At 59.4% G+C, this 15,315-nt stretch carries 13 protein-coding genes; 11 read left to right on the forward strand and 2 right to left on the reverse strand.

Features of this window, described 5'->3' with window-relative positions:
* The first annotated feature begins 3 nt into the window (after window positions 1-3).
* From gpt to trpE, 4 genes are all read left to right on the forward strand, one after another.
* Window positions 4-513: a xanthine phosphoribosyltransferase gene (gene gpt, locus ACR0CG_RS00265; protein ID WP_170614934.1), complete on the forward strand. Its 510-nt coding sequence runs from the start codon at window positions 4-6 to the stop codon at window positions 511-513.
* A 66-nt stretch (window positions 514-579) separates the two neighbouring features.
* Window positions 580-1,755: an aminotransferase gene (locus tag ACR0CG_RS00270; RefSeq protein ID WP_480522347.1), complete on the forward strand. Its 1,176-nt coding sequence runs from the start codon at window positions 580-582 to the stop codon at window positions 1,753-1,755.
* An 86-nt stretch (window positions 1,756-1,841) separates the two neighbouring features.
* Window positions 1,842-3,683: a SurA N-terminal domain-containing protein gene (locus tag ACR0CG_RS00275; RefSeq protein ID WP_480522348.1), complete on the forward strand. Its 1,842-nt coding sequence runs from the start codon at window positions 1,842-1,844 to the stop codon at window positions 3,681-3,683.
* Between the two features lie 12 nt (window positions 3,684-3,695).
* A complete protein-coding gene (trpE, locus tag ACR0CG_RS00280; RefSeq protein ID WP_480522349.1) occupies window positions 3,696-5,207 on the forward strand; it encodes an anthranilate synthase component I in 1,512 nt (503 codons plus the stop codon).
* A gap of 55 nt (window positions 5,208-5,262) precedes the next feature.
* On the opposite strand, the gene ACR0CG_RS00285 is transcribed toward trpE, so the two are convergent.
* On the reverse strand, window positions 5,263-6,675 hold the full coding sequence (locus tag ACR0CG_RS00285; RefSeq protein ID WP_480522350.1) for a divergent polysaccharide deacetylase family protein: 1,413 nt from the start codon (window positions 6,673-6,675) through the stop codon (window positions 5,263-5,265).
* 195 nt (window positions 6,676-6,870) lie between these two features.
* Here ACR0CG_RS00285 and ACR0CG_RS00290 point away from each other — a divergent pair, with 195 nt between their 5' ends.
* From ACR0CG_RS00290 to lexA, 6 genes are all read left to right on the forward strand, one after another.
* Window positions 6,871-7,452, forward strand: coding sequence for an anthranilate synthase component II (locus ACR0CG_RS00290; protein WP_480522351.1), 582 nt, complete (start codon window positions 6,871-6,873; stop codon window positions 7,450-7,452).
* On the forward strand, window positions 7,449-8,468 hold the full coding sequence (trpD, locus tag ACR0CG_RS00295) for an anthranilate phosphoribosyltransferase (RefSeq protein WP_170805640.1): 1,020 nt from the start codon (window positions 7,449-7,451) through the stop codon (window positions 8,466-8,468). Before ACR0CG_RS00290 ends, trpD begins: the two co-directional genes overlap by 4 nt.
* Window positions 8,465-9,277, forward strand: a complete 813-nt coding sequence (trpC, locus tag ACR0CG_RS00300; RefSeq protein WP_480522352.1) for an indole-3-glycerol phosphate synthase TrpC — start codon at window positions 8,465-8,467, stop codon at window positions 9,275-9,277. Before trpD ends, trpC begins: the two co-directional genes overlap by 4 nt.
* The gene (gene moaC / locus ACR0CG_RS00305) at window positions 9,277-9,750 is read left to right on the forward strand and encodes a cyclic pyranopterin monophosphate synthase MoaC (protein ID WP_480522353.1); all 474 of its coding nucleotides are present in this window, start codon (window positions 9,277-9,279) and stop codon (window positions 9,748-9,750) included. The genes trpC and moaC overlap by 1 nt, the downstream gene beginning before the upstream one ends.
* Window positions 9,747-10,919, forward strand: coding sequence for a molybdopterin molybdotransferase MoeA (locus ACR0CG_RS00310; RefSeq protein WP_480522354.1), 1,173 nt, complete (start codon window positions 9,747-9,749; stop codon window positions 10,917-10,919). Before moaC ends, ACR0CG_RS00310 begins: the two co-directional genes overlap by 4 nt.
* A 76-nt stretch (window positions 10,920-10,995) precedes the next feature.
* Entirely contained in the window at window positions 10,996-11,694 is a 699-nt protein-coding gene (gene lexA, locus ACR0CG_RS00315; protein WP_170614924.1) for a transcriptional repressor LexA, read from the forward strand.
* A gap of 4 nt (window positions 11,695-11,698) precedes the next feature.
* Here the strand turns inward: lexA and ACR0CG_RS00320 are convergent, their stop codons facing one another.
* On the reverse strand, window positions 11,699-13,732 hold the full coding sequence (locus tag ACR0CG_RS00320; RefSeq protein WP_480522355.1) for a ComEC/Rec2 family competence protein: 2,034 nt from the start codon (window positions 13,730-13,732) through the stop codon (window positions 11,699-11,701).
* Between the two features lie 78 nt (window positions 13,733-13,810).
* Here ACR0CG_RS00320 and gltX point away from each other — a divergent pair, with 78 nt between their 5' ends.
* Entirely contained in the window at window positions 13,811-15,211 is a 1,401-nt protein-coding gene (gene gltX, locus ACR0CG_RS00325; protein ID WP_480522356.1) for a glutamate--tRNA ligase, read from the forward strand.
* The last annotated feature ends 104 nt before the right edge of the window (window positions 15,212-15,315 follow it).

A 15,315-nucleotide genomic window follows, 5' to 3' on the forward strand; every position in this document is an offset into this window, starting at 1 on the left:
CAGATGAGCGCCAAAGACCGCTTGCCGCACGAAAAAGGGTTTCATATCAGCTGGGACCAGATTCACCGCGATTCCCGCGCCCTGGCGTGGCGTCTCGATGGCCAGGGGCCCGACGACGGCGCCTGGCGCGCGGTCGTGGCCATCACTCGGGGCGGTATGGCTCCTGCGATGATCGTCAGCCGAGAACTGGATATTCGCACGGTCGATACGATCAGCGTCCGCTCGTACCATCATCAGGAACAAGGCGAGGCCGAAGTGCTCAAGGCACCGGATGCCAAGCTGATGAGCGACGGAACTGGTGTGCTGATCATCGACGATCTGGTCGACAGCGGCAAAACGCTGGAACTTGTACGCGACATGTATCCCAACGCGCATTTCGCCACAGTCTACGCCAAGCCCAAAGGTCGTCCGATGGTGGACACCTTCATCACCGAGGTCAGCCAGGACACCTGGATATTCTTCCCCTGGGACATGGCCCTGCAATATGTCGAGCCTTATCGCGGCACCGATTGATCCCACGCCGCGGTTTCTTCTGTTCAAAATACCTCGGAGCGCGGGGCAGTGCCTCGCAAAAACCGCATGACACATACACGCACCACCGCCACTTTCGCCCCTCCGGTGATGGAGGCGCGACGCTGGCTGGAAGGCGTCGAGTTTCCCGAAGACCGGCCTCTGATCAATGTCAGTCAGGCCGCGCCCGTGGACCCTCCGCCACTCGAACTGCGAAAGGCAATGGCAGAGTTCGCGATTTCCGAAAACAGCGCCCATCTTTACGGGCCTGTGTTGGGCAATACCGACCTTCGCACAGAGCTGGCCCGCCAGATCGGGGCACATTATCAGTCCCATGTCGAACCGGAACAGGTCGCAATCACATCAGGATGCAATCAGGCATTTTCTGCTGTGATCGCCGCGATCACGGATCAGGGGGACGAGGTTATCCTGCCAACCCCCTGGTATTTCAATCATAAAATGTGGCTCGACATGGTTGGTGTGCGGGCTGTTGATCTTCCCACGGGTGATAATCTGCTGCCGGACGTGGCCCGGGCCCGAGACCTGATCACCGAAAAGACACGCGCGATTGCGCTGGTCACTCCGAACAATCCAGGCGGCGTCGAATACCCCTCGGAACTGGTTGGGGCGTTCTATGATCTTGCGCGTGAGGCCGGCATCAAACTGTTGGTGGACGAGACCTATCGGGATTTCGACAGCCGGTCCGGTGCTCCGCATGAACTGTTCCGTCAGCCCGACTGGCAGGATACATTTGTTCATCTCTACTCGTTTTCCAAGGCCTTCCGTCTGACCGGCCACCGGGTCGGAGCCATCGCGGCAAGTCCGCAACTTTTGGCCGAGATCGAAAAGTTTCTGGACACGGTTGCTATTTGCCCGGGTCAGATCGGCCAGTTCGCCGCGCTGTGGGGGATGCAGAACCTGTCACAATGGCTTGCGTCTGAACGTGATGAAATCCTGGATCGCCGTGCAGCCATCGCAAAAGAGATGCCCAGACTGACGGCCAGGGGCTGGCGATTGCTTGGTCTGGGGGCGTATTTCGCATATCTTGAACATCCATTCGACATTCCGTCAGATGAGCTTGCCCAAAAGCTGGTGGCCAAAGCTGGTGTTCTGCTGCTGCCAGGTACCATGTTCACACCCACTCAGGATGCGGCGGGCCAACGGCAGGTGCGCATCGCTTTTGCCAACATCGACCGCGTGGGTATCGAACGATTGTTCGACCGTCTTCAGGCGCTTTCCATCTGATCTTGCCCCCCGGCGGAACGCGTCGTATTCAGGGCCGCAACCAACAGGGCAGTCATCTGCCGACAAAAGCATGAAAGAGGGCATCCATGGCCGCAGGCATGAAAAACCTATCAAAGACCTTCGTCTGGATTCTCATGGGCTTGCTGATGCTTGGACTTGCAGGGTTTGGCGCCGTAAACCTCAGCGGTACGGTGCGGACGGTGGCGCAGGTCGGCGACGAAGTGGTTCCGATCAACGCTTATGTGCGCGAACTGCAGCGTGAAATCCGCGCGGTCGAGGCCCAGACAGGTCAGGCCCTGCAAATGTCGCAGGCACAGGAGTTGGGGCTGGGCCAACTGGCGTTGTCCCGTCTGACGGCTCTGGCTGCGTTGAACAACGAGGTGGCTCAGCTGGGCGTATCGATTGGCGATGAAAACCTGCAGAAGGAAATCGTCGCGATCCCGGCATTTCAGGGCGTGGACGGCAATTTCGACCGCGAGACCTACCAGTTCCAACTGGAACAGGCGGGGATGACCGATGCCGAGTTCGAAGCTGATCTTCGCAAGGAATCCGCGCGGACCATTGTCCAAGGGGCGGTTGTCGGCGGCGTCGTAATGCCTGCAACGCTGTCGGACGTATTGACGGACTATGTCGGCGCACGGCGCAGCTTTACCGTCGCGACACTTGGGGCCGATGCCCTGACCGCACCGATTGCTGAACCCACGGACGAGCAGTTGCAAACGTATTACGACGAAAACACGGATCGTTTCACCCTGCCCCGCACCAAACGCCTGACGTACGCGATCCTGTCGCCCGAAATGTTGCTCGACAGCGTTGAAATCCAGGACGACGCCTTGCGCAGCCTTTATGATCAGCGCATCGCCGAATTCCAGCAACCGGAACGACGCCTCGTCGAACGGCTGGCCTTTTCGGACGAAGCGGCCGCTATGGATGCCATGGCGCAGATCGAGGTTGGCGGCACGACATTTGAACAGCTCGTGCGCGATCGCGACCTCGAACTGAGCGACATTGATCTGGGCGATGTGACCCGCGAAGACCTCGGCGAAGCGGCCGATGCTGTTTTTGGGGCTGATCTTGATGCGGTGGTTGGACCTCTGCCGTCCGTGTTTGGCCCTGCTCTGTTCCGGATCAACGGATCACTGGCAGCAAACAACATCCCGTTTGAAGACGCTGCCCCTGACCTGCGCGAAGAACTGGCAGCCGAGCGTGCACGGCGTCTGATCGAGGCGCAGGCCGAGGACATCAACGACATGCTTGCCGGTGGGGCCACCCTGGAAGAACTGGCAGGCGAAACCGAGATGGAACTGGGCCAGATCGACTGGACCCGTGAAAACGAAGAAGGTGTCGCCGCGTATGAGGGCTTTCGCGCCGCCGCCGAAGCCGTTCGCGAAGGCGACTTCCCCGAAATCGGCTTTCTCGAAGACGGCTCGATTTTCGCGTTGCGCCTGAATGAGGTTCTGCCGCAGCGGCCTGAACCGCTTGAGACCGCCCGTGACCGTGTGGCCGAGGCATGGGTTCAGGCTGAAACAGGCAAGGCCCTGCAGGATCAAGCCAACACTGTCTTGACCCAACTGGCGACCGACGGCGACTTTGCCGCGAAAGGTTTGCCGTTCCGGGTAGAGAACGCATTGACCCGCACCGCCTTCCTTGATGACGCTCCGGTCGGATTTATGACCCAGGTCTTTGAAATGGAGCCGGGTGAGTTGCGGGTTGTCCCCGGCAATAATGCCGCCCTGATCGTCAGGCTGGACGAACTGCTGCCGCCGGCTGAGACCGACGAACTGCGCCAGATGAAAGCCGCGCTGGAAGTCCAGATGAACCAGGCGCTGGCTCAGAACATTTTTGACGCCTATGTGCGCGATGCCCAGACTCGTGCCCGCCCGGTCATTGATCAGCGTGCGCTGAACGCCGTGCAGGCGAGCTACTAAAAGAGAGCGGACATGGCCCTGACCCCAGAATTTGACGCATTCGCGCGTGCCTACGAGGCAGGCGAGAATCAGGTCGTCTATACCCGCCTGGCCGCCGATCTGGACACGCCCGTCTCGCTGATGTTGAAACTGACGGGGGCTCAGAAGGACGCTTTTGTTCTGGAATCGGTCACGGGGGGCGAAGTCCGCGGGCGCTACTCGATCATCGGTATGAAGCCGGACCTCATCTGGCATTGCCATGGCGAGACGTCCTCGCTGAACCGCTCTGCCCGGTTCGATCCGGACGCCTTCGTGCCGCAGGACGGCAATCCGATGGACAACCTGCGGTCGCTGCTGGCCGAATCCCGCATCGACCTGCCTGAAGAATTGCCGCAGGCTGCGGCTGGCCTGTTCGGCTATCTTGGCTATGACATGGTGCGGCTGGTCGAATACCTGCCGGATGTGAACCCCGACCCGTTGGGCCTGCCGGATGCGGTGATGCTGCGCCCGTCGGTGATCGCGGTTTTGGATGGGGTAAAAGGCGACGTGACGGTCGTGTCCCCTGCCTGGGTCAGCGAAGGTCAATCCGCCAAGGCCGCCTATGCGCAGGCTGCCGAACGCGTCATGGATGCTGTCCGCGATCTGGAACGCGCGATGCCGACCGAATCCAGGGATCTGGGTGATGCGCATGAGATCGCCCCGCCCGTTTCGAACTTCACCAAATCCGGCTACATGGAAGCGGTTGAGAAGGCCAAGGAATATATCCGCGCAGGCGATATCTTTCAGGTGGTTCCGGCCCAGCGTTGGACACAGGAATTCCCGCTGCCGCCCTTTGCGCTTTATCGATCCCTAAGGCGCACAAATCCTTCACCGTTCATGTTCTATTTCAATTTCGGCGGATTTCAGGTTGTCGGCGCAAGCCCGGAAATTCTGGTACGTGTCTTCGGGGATGAAGTTACGATCCGCCCCATCGCCGGCACCCGTCCGCGCGGAGCGACGCCGGAAGAGGACAAGGCGAACGAAGTCGATTTGCTTGCCGACAAGAAAGAACTGGCCGAGCACCTGATGCTGCTGGATCTGGGCCGCAATGACACCGGGCGCGTTTCCAAAATCGGCACCGTGCGCCCCACGGAAGAGTTCATCATCGAACGCTACAGCCACGTGATGCATATCGTCTCGAACGTGGTTGGCGAACTGGCAGAGGACAAAGACGCACTGGACGCGTTCTTTGCAGGGATGCCTGCGGGCACGGTCTCGGGTGCCCCGAAGGTGCGCGCGATGGAAATCATTGATGAACTGGAACCCGAAAAGCGTGGTGTATACGGCGGCGGCGTCGGATATTTCAGCGCCGGCGGCGACATGGACATGTGCATCGCCCTGCGGACGGCAATCGTTAAGGACCAGAAACTGTACATTCAGGCCGGCGGCGGTGTTGTTTATGACAGCGACCCCGAGGCGGAATATATGGAAACGGTTCATAAATCGAACGCGATCCGGCGCGCTGCGGCGGACGCCGCCCGATTTATGGGATCAGGAAACAGCTAAAGAAAAAGGCGGCGATACACCGACCAGCCGCCTTTTATTGAATTTTCCCTGACGTTTACTGAACTTCTTTCAACATCACGGCCGAGATCGGCGCCATTGCAACCCGGTTGCCGCGGTCCTCAAGCCCCCACAGCAGCAGTGCGGAAATCGTTTCTGGTCTCAAACGTCCCAGCATCACGACCGTTCCCTGCTGCCCGGCCCGGAATGCAGCCTGATCCAGAAAGCGGCGCATGATCTTCGGGTCCTGCCTTGCTCCGTCAATGTCGCGGAACACGACACCTGAAGGTGTCCCGTTGCGGGCGGCGAGTTTCTGAACCGTGTTCAAACCGTTGTCCTGCGTGATCAGACCGCGCCCGGTTCCGGCCGCAATCGCCGCAACCTGATCAGCCACCTGACGATTACCCTGAATGCCGGTGTTTACACCTTCCAGAATACCCACCGTTTCCGGCAGCGTCTCGAACCAGACCGCCAAAGACACCTCGGCGTCCTGTGCATTTGCGGCTTCCGGCAAGTCCGCGATGGCCATTACTTCAAAACCGGCCTCGCGGTGGCGCGCCATCTTTTCAGCGGCGTCAGGATCCGACGGGCTGATCGCGAAACTCAGCGGATAGGGAAAATCACGCAAAGCCTCGGCCCCAAAGGCACCTTCGTCGTCAATGAGGATGATCGACATCAAAGGCTTGGATTCCGGGTTTTCGAAGCTGGCGGCGTATGCCTCGATCGGTTTTCCGACCGGCACCTGCTCGGTCTCTTCGGCTTCCACAACAGGATCATCCCGTTCCGTCAGAGGAACCACACGCCTGCCAATTGTCGAGCCTGGCGTTGCGGGCTGATCGCCCCCGATCTGCGGCAAGGTTGCGATACGGGGCAGATTGCGAGGAAGAGTATCCTCATCCCCTTCCACGGCAATGGGGCTGTTTTCAAACGGGTTCTCGACCTTCGGTTCTTCCGGCGTGCCCGGCAGTGGTGCAGGCTCAGCTTCCGGTTCCAGAACGGCCACATCTTCGGCTGGCGGCGCCGGAGGTTCAGGCGCGGTATCGGCCACCTCAGGCAAAGCTTCGACCTGTGGCGTGCCAGCGGCAATCGCAGGAGCCGGTGGTGCAACTGGTGCGTCTGGGGCGACCGCAACTTCAGGTTCGGGCGCTACGTCCGGCATTTCGATTGCGGGGTTACTCTCTCCTACAACGGGTTGCGTATCCGGCGTGGGGTCGACATTTGTCACCCCAGCAAGGGAATCTGATTGTTCATCGACCGGTTCCGGCGCTTCAGGCGGCAGTTCGACCAGATCGGCGTCGGCCCCGGCATCCGGTGCATCGGCCGTCGACACCGGATCCTCGAGCGGCGCAGGGTCGGGTGCGTGCGTTGAGACGGCCGGTTTTGACGACAAAGGCGTGTTCAACGACAGAACCGCGCCCAAAGCCAGCACGACAACCGCACCGGCGATTATTCCTCCGACAAATCCGCCCATTTCTTTTGCCTCTCGTCTTTCTCTGCGTCGATCGCTTCTGCGCCGTCTGCTGCGGCAATTCCCTGTCAGGCCCGTCCTTTGCGGGATGTCCCCTTGACGCTGCCCCACAAGCCTGAGCATGTATGTCCCGACATTATACCGTGGCCCGTGGTTGCATCGCCAGCCCGAAATGCCCAAGCCGAGACAAGTGCCCAAATGCTGCTGCTGATCGACAACTACGACTCGTTTACTTACAACCTGGTACATTATTTGGGCGAACTCGGTGCCGAAATGGTCATTCGCCGCAATGATGCGCTGGACGTGCAGGAGGCAATGGCCATGAACCCGGCCGGCATTCTGCTCAGCCCCGGTCCCTGCGACCCGGATCAAGCCGGGATTTGCCTGGCCCTGACGCAGGCGGCCGCCGAGACACGGACTCCGTTGATGGGTGTATGTCTTGGACATCAAACCATCGGGCAGGTCTTTGGCGGGAAAGTCGTGCGGTGCCACGAGATCGTACATGGTAAGATGGGCATCATGCACCACACAGGCAAAGGGGTCTTCTCGGGCCTGCCTTCCCCGTTCGAAGCAACCCGGTACCATTCACTGATCGTGGAGCGCGAAAGCCTGCCTGATTGCCTTGAGATCACGAACGAACTGGAGGACGGCACCATCATGGGTCTGCAGCATCGGGATTTGCCGATCCACGGCGTCCAATTCCACCCCGAATCCATCGCATCGGAGCATGGGCACGCACTGTTGAAAAACTTCCTGCAAGAACTGAAAGTCCCCGCATGAGCGACGCACTGAAACCGCTGATCGGGGCCGCGGCCGACCGCCCGCTGACCCGTGCCGAGGCCGAGCAGGCCTTTGGCATCCTTTTTGATGGCGAAGCCACGCCCAGTCAGATTGGCGGGTTGCTGATGGCAATGCGCACACGCGGTGAAACCGTGGATGAATACGCCGCGGCCGCCGCCGTCATGCGCGCAAAGTGCAATGCCGTCAAAGCACCACCCGGGGCAATTGACATCGTTGGCACCGGTGGCGATGGCAAGGGTACGCTGAACATCTCCACTGCAACCGCCTTTGTTGTGGCCGGCGCGGGTGTAACGGTGGCAAAACACGGCAATCGCAATCTCAGCTCAAAATCCGGTGCAGCAGATGCGCTGGGGCAACTGGGCATCAACGTGATGGTCGGTCCGCAAACAGTTGAAAAAGCTTTGAAAGAAGCTGGCATTGGCTTCATGATGGCGCCCATGCATCATCCGGCAATTGCCCATGTGATGCCAAGCCGACAGGAACTTGGCACACGAACGATCTTCAATATCCTCGGCCCGCTTACGAACCCCGCCGGAGTAAAACGGCAGCTGACCGGCGCGTTCAGCCGCGATCTGATCCGGCCCATGGCCGAAACCCTGGGCCTGTTGGGGGCGGAGCACGCCTGGCTGGTTCACGGCTCGGACGGAACCGACGAACTGACAATCACCGGCGTCAGTTGGGTTGCCTCTTTGGAAGACGGGACCGTTAAGGAGGTTGAACTGCACCCCGAAGATGCCGGACTGCCCGTGCATCCGTTCGAAGATATCCTTGGCGGCACACCGGAAGAAAACGCAGTTGCGTTCCGGGCACTACTGGATGGCGCACCATCGGCCTATCGTGACGCCGTTCTGCTGAATTCTGCTGCGGCGCTTGTCGTTGCGGATGCTGTTAGTGACTTGCGCGACGGCGTAGAAATGGCCGTTGAGAGTATCGACAGCGGCAAAGCCCGGGAAAAAATCACAACTCTTGCCCGAATTACACAGGAAGCCGCATGACAGAGACCGTTCTGGACAAAATTAAAGCCTACAAACTGGAAGAGGTTGCGGCAGATAAGGCGAATAAGGCACTGGAAACGCTGGAAAGCGAGGCACGCGAAGCACCCGAAGTTCGTGCGTTCGCCGAAGCATTGCACACCGCCGCGCGTTCTGGGTATGGGCTGATCGCAGAGATCAAAAAAGCCAGTCCGTCGAAAGGGTTGATACGCCCGGATTTTGATCCTCCCGCACTGGCCAAAGCGTACGAGGATGGTGGTGCCGCCTGCCTTTCTGTTCTGACCGATACCCCCAGTTTTCAAGGCGCGAAGGAATATCTTGTTCAGGCGCGCGAGGCCGTTTCCTTGCCCGTTCTGCGCAAGGATTTCATGTACGACCCCTATCAGGTGATTGAGGCCCGTGCGCTTGGTGCCGATTGCATTCTGATCATCATGGCGTCCGTCGAGGACTCTCAGGCCGCCGAATTGGAACAGACCGCATTCGATTGGGGCATGGACGTCCTGATCGAAGTACATGACGAGGCAGAACTTGAACGCGCGGCAGCTTTGAAAAGCCCTTTGATCGGAATAAACAACCGTAATCTCAAAACGTTCGAGACCACTCTTGACACAACGCGGCGACTATCAAAGCTGGTTCCGGCCGATCGAACCATCGTCTGTGAAAGCGGTCTGGGATCGCCGGAAGATCTGGCTGATATCGCTCGGTACGGCGCGCGCTGTTTCCTGATCGGCGAAAGCCTGATGCGTCAGGATGATGTCGAGGCAGCGACCCGCGCCCTGTTAGCACGTCCTCTGGTTCCCGGAGGGATGTGATGCCATTGACTCATTTTGACGCTCAGGGTCAGGCGCACATGGTGGATGTGTCTGACAAGGCCGTGACGGACCGTATCGCCGTTGCAGCCGGCCACATCAGGATGGCACAGGAAACCTTTGAAATTATTTCCGAAGGTCGGGCCAAAAAGGGTGATGTCCTGGGTATTGCGCGCCTTGCGGGCATCATGGGTGCAAAAAAGACGCCAGACCTGATCCCTCTGTGCCACCCCCTGCCTGTGACGAAAGTATCGGTGGAACTGATGCTTGATCCCGATCTGCCGGGTGTACGGATTGAGGCGACGGTTAAGACGTCCGGCCAAACCGGCGTCGAGATGGAGGCGCTGACCGCCGTGTCTACCGCTGCATTGACGGTGTATGACATGGCCAAGGCCGTGGACAAGGCAATGGAGATCGGGGGCATCCGCGTTCTTCTGAAAGACGGCGGAAAATCAAGGCGTTATGAGGCGGAATGATCACCGTTGATGAAGCCCGGGAACTGCTGTTTGACCTGGTTGAACCATTGCCAGTCGAACATGTCCCGCTTGCCCAATCCGCAGGCCGCGTTCTGAATCAAGATGTAGCAGCCACACGAGATCAGCCTCCATTCGCGGCATCATCAATGGACGGATACGCCGTCAAATCGGCCGAAGTTGAACTTCATGCGATGTTCAAACTGGTGGGTGAATCCGCAGCAGGCCAACGTTTCGAAGGAACTGTCGGCCCGGGACAGGCCGTTCGGATCTTCACCGGCGCCCCGGTACCGGATGGTGCCGATTTCGTGGTCATTCAGGAAGATGTCGAGCGCCGGGGGGATCTGATCACCATAACGGATACACCTGGTCAGAAAACGAACATACGTCCTGCCGGAGTGGATTTCAGAGCCGGTGCCAAAATCACCGCGCCGCGCCAGATTCGTGCCGAAGACGTGGCTCTGATGGCTGCCATGAACATCCCGGTCGTACCGGTGACACGCAAACCGGTGGTCGCGTTGATCTCGACGGGCGATGAACTTGTAATGCCCGGCGAAATACCCGGCCCGGATCAGATCATTGCCTCCAACACCTTTGGCTTGCATGCATTGCTGCAGGGGTTGGGCGCCGAGGTGCGAATGCTGCCGATCGCACAGGACACGGTCTCATCACTTGAAACCGCGTTCGCTCTGGCGAAAGGAGCGGATCTGGTGGTTACGATTGGTGGTGCGTCAGTTGGCGACTACGACCTAGTGTCTGACGTTTCGCAAGGCCTTGGGATGCAGCGCGCCTTCTACAAAATCCGTATGCGCCCGGGAAAACCGTTGATGGCAGGACGTTTAGGGGATGCAGCTATGGTGGGTCTGCCGGGCAACCCGGTCAGTGCCATGGTATGTGGCTACCTGTTCCTCGCTCCCATGGTTCGACGCATGCTGGGGTTGGAGCAGACGCTGCAACCGCTCAGATCCGCGAAACTGACTGAACCAGTAGGGGACAACGGCCCGCGCGAACACTATATGCGCGCCGTTCGGGACGAAAACGGTATCCGGGCCTGTGCGGATCAGGACAGTTCCCTGCTTAGTGTACTTGCACAGGCAAATGCGCTGATCGTTCGCCCTCCGCACGATCCCGCACGCGATACAGGTGACGAGGTTCAGTACCTGCCGATCTGAAAACGGCAAATCCGTTGACACAAAACGTGAACATGCGTAGAACAAAAGAAAACGCATGACCATCGAGGTGTGAGCAATGCTGACCAAGAAGCAATTGGATTTGCTGGAATTCATCCACAAACGCGTGCAGTCGGACGGTGTTCCGCCAAGTTTCGATGAAATGAAGGCGGCGCTGGACCTCAGATCGAAGTCCGGCATTCATCGCCTAATCACTGCATTGGAAGAACGCGGGTTTATTCGACGCCTCGCCCACCGCGCGCGCGCGATCGAGATCGTGAAGCTGCCTGAAAGTCTCGGCGGCGAACCCACGGCCGCATTCTCGCCCCGCGTGATTGAAGGTGACAAACCAGCGGGCCCGCGCCCTGCGAATTTCGAACCTGTTTCAGTCGACGCACTGGAATTGCCGGTCATGGGGCGGATCGCTGCTGGTGTCCCGATCGAAGCGATCAGCCATGTATCGCATCGCGTGGCGGTTCCCGGCACGATGGTGTCCGGCAAGGGCGAACACTATGCGCTTGAGGTTCGCGGTGACTCGATGATCGATGCCGGGATCAACGACGGTGACGTGGTTGTAATCCGGGAAACATCGACCGCAGACAACGGCGATATCGTGGTGGCCCTTGTTGAAGAGCAGGAAGCGACATTGAAACGGTTCTTCCGCCGTGGCCAAGCCATTGCGCTGGAAGCCGCAAACCCGGCCTATGAAACCCGTGTTCTGCCCGAGGACAAAGTCAGGGTTCAGGGGCGACTCGTCGGCCTGATCCGAACTTACTGACCGCTCAGGAGTTCCCGGGCCTGCCCGGGGACCATAGCCTTTGGCCCGACAGTTCCGAGCTTGTTCGCACAGTCTGACCCGAGATGGAAAGGCTGCCGGTCTGTCGCAGAATCCCAGCATCGATGATTTGGCATCCCCCGCTCAACGACAGTTCAAAAGCAGACACGATGATCTGGTTGGATTTGCATTCATCAAACAGTTGAACCGCCTTTTTGCCGGACAGATGTACCAGTTCAGTGCCTTTCAGGTCATATCGGGCGATTTTTTTATCCGTCTGCGGCCACCTTCCGGCTGCAAGCACCTGATCAACACCGTCACCGTCATTCTCAAGCCAGACCGACGCGACAAAGCCGCTTCCTTTCGCCTTGCTCAGCGCCCGACCGTTCTCGGTCATCACACCAACCAACGCGCCGGAATCGGCGATAAGAACCTCGGGGCGATGCCCCTGCCCCCACAACAGAAAAGCCGTGGCAACGGGCACCACACCGGCCCATCTCGCCTTGCCATGCCACAGAGATAACCACAAAGCACCCAGCGCAAACACCGGCAGCACAAAGTCTGGTGGGCTGGCGACAAAGCCCTGCGCGCCTTCCAGCCCTGACACCCATTCGGAAACGCCCAAAATCCAGCGCAGGCCGATTCCCATGACGCTTAACGCTAGTGCTTCCAGCCCAAAGGGTGACAGCAAGGCCGCAACCACGGCCGATGGGACCACGATTGTTCCCATCACAGGTACCGACAAAACGTTCGCCAGCAACCCGTAGTGCGACATCGTGTTGAAATGCGCCGCGCCGATCGGGGCAGTTGCCAGGCCTGCAATTGCAGATGACAGGAGGACTCCTGCAACCGGTCTAAGCCATTTGGGACCGGGAAGCGGGCCAAAATCTCGCAATGCACCAAACACAACAACCAGGGCTGTAGTGGCAGCAAATGACATCTGAAAGCCCGGGCTCAGCAAAGATTCCGGGCGCAGAACCAAAACGGCCAGCGCGGCAAACGCCACCGCGCGCAGCGAGATCGCTCGCCGGTCGATCAGCACAGCCCCAAACATGACACTAACCATGATAAAGGCTCTTTCCGTTGCGACATTTCCACCGGAAAGCAGCAGATAGATCACGGCGGCGAACAGAGCGCACAGCGCTGCCAGCTTTCGAACTGGTGCGCGCAATGCCAATGGAGGAACCGCAGAAAGCCCGATACGGCAAATCACATAAACGAACCCGGTCAGCAGCCCCATATGCAGGCCGGATATCGCAAGTAGATGTGCCAGATTCGAGGCCCGCAGGCTTTCAAGCGTGGATTGCCCCATGCCGCTGCGGTCCCCTGTTGTAACGGCAGCGGCAAATCCTCCGACCTCACCGGGCAGGACTGAACGAACCTTGCTCGAAATCGTGGCCCGCCAGGACGCGATCCAAATTTGGCCATCACCTACTGTCGCCGCTTCGGTGGTAAGTACTGGAACGCGCGTGTATCCAACGGCCCCCAGGCGCTGGAACCATGCATGTCGGCGGAAATCGAACCCGCCAGGTTCCACCGGACCATGGGGTGGCGAAAGATGAGCCGTTGTCATAATCCGTTGCCCCGGAACCAGAGGCCCCACACTACCGTGCAAAGAAAGCCGGATGCGCCGGGGCCTGCTGTTCACGGGTAGATCCCCTAGTCGTACCCGGTCCAGCGTGACCCGCAGCGCATCCGACGCAGAGCGATCCAGGGCCACGACCCGCCCCTCGACCGGGCCGTAGTAACGCCACGACAGGACCGGCTCTGCCACCATGTGGGAACGCGCGCCAGCAAGAATGAACCCGCCAGCGATCAGCGCACCCCCCAATGCCAACGCCGCCCAGCCGGACCGCAACCGAACCCCGAGGATCCCGATTGCCAAGCCAATTCCAGCCACCCAAACATACAGCTCCCGGTCCGGCTCGAACCGCAAACTGAAGTACAGGCCAATACCCGCGGCCAGACAAACCGGAGACCAGTGGAACAAAGACCCACTCTGGTTCCGCAGCGCGACCTCAATCCGTGCAAGAACGCGCATGGTTGCCCCCGTCCTTCGGGCTCGTTAGACAGGCGCCAAACTAAACCCGACACGGTTACCAAAAGGTTAATCAACACAATGTCCGATCAGGTCGTCACCCGTTTTGCCCCTTCCCCCACCGGCTTTCTGCATATCGGTGGCGCGCGGACCGCGCTGTTCAACTGGCTGTATGCGCGGGGACGTGACGGTAAGTTCCTGCTGCGGATCGAGGATACCGACCGTGAACGTTCGACCCCGGAAGCAACAGAAGCCATCCTGCAGGGCATGGCCTGGCTGGGTCTGGATCATGACGGGGATGTGATCAGCCAGTTCGAGGGCGCGGACCGCCACGCCGAAGTTGCGCTGGAGTTGCTGGCCGAAGGCAAGGCTTACAAGTGTTTCTCGACTCAGGACGAGATCGCCGCCTTCCGCGAACAGGCGCGCGCCGAGGGAAAATCGACCCTTTTCCGCAGCCCCTGGCGCGACGCCGACCCGGCCTCGCACCCCGACGCGCCGTATGTGATCCGCATCAAGGCCCCGAAGGAAGGCAGCACCGTTATCCGCGATCAGGTTCAGGGCGACGTAACCATTCGCAACGACCAGTTGGACGACATGGTTCTGCTGCGGTCGGACGGCACCCCCGTCTATATGTTGGCCGTCGTGGTCGATGATCACGATATGGGCGTGACCCACGTCATTCGTGGCGACGACCATCTTAATAACGCTGCCCGCCAGATGATGATCTATCAGGCGATGGGCTGGGATGTCCCGGTCTGGGCCCACATCCCGCTGATTCACGGGCCTGACGGCAAGAAACTCAGCAAACGCCATGGCGCATTGGGGGCACAGGAATACCAGGCAATGGGTTATCCTGCTGCTGGAATGCGCAATTATCTGGCGCGCCTGGGCTGGAGCCACGGGGATGATGAGTTCTTCACCGATGCACAGGCCAAAGAATGGTTCGACCTGGACGGTATCGGCAAAAGCCCGGCCCGTTTCGATCTGAAAAAGCTGGAAAACCTGTGCGGCCAGCACGTCGCGATTTCGGACGATGCTGCGCTGCGGCAGGAAATCGGAGCCTACTTGGCCGCCGCTGGCGAACCTGCTCTCAGCGCGACACAAAGTAGTGATCTCGAGCGTGCGATGTATTGCCTCAAGGATCGGGCACGGACTTTCCCCGAACTGCTTGAAAAAGCACATTTTGTGCTGACGTCGCGCCCCATCGAACCCGATGAGAAAGCGGCAAAAGCTCTTTCATCTGTATCCGATGGTATACTGGGAGAATTGACGCCGCACGTGCAAAATGTTAGCTGGACGCGAAGCGAGCTGGAGGACGCCCTGAATTCGTTTGCTGAATCTCAGGGGCTCAAGTTCGGCAAGCTGGCTGGTCCCTTGCGGGCAGTGCTGGCGGGTCGGGCTGTAACGCCTTCGGTTTTTGACATGATGCTTGTGCTGGGACGGGATGAAACCCTGGCACGGCTTTCTGATGCAGCGAAATAAACCCAATCTTCATATTCGGGTAACGCTGCTCGGCTAACACCCGGTCTGTACGCCTGCGTACAGCCGTCGCCGCAAGGTCGGACTGTGATCCGGCCAGCGCATGA

The organism is Ruegeria sp. AB8 (assembly GCF_056542605.1).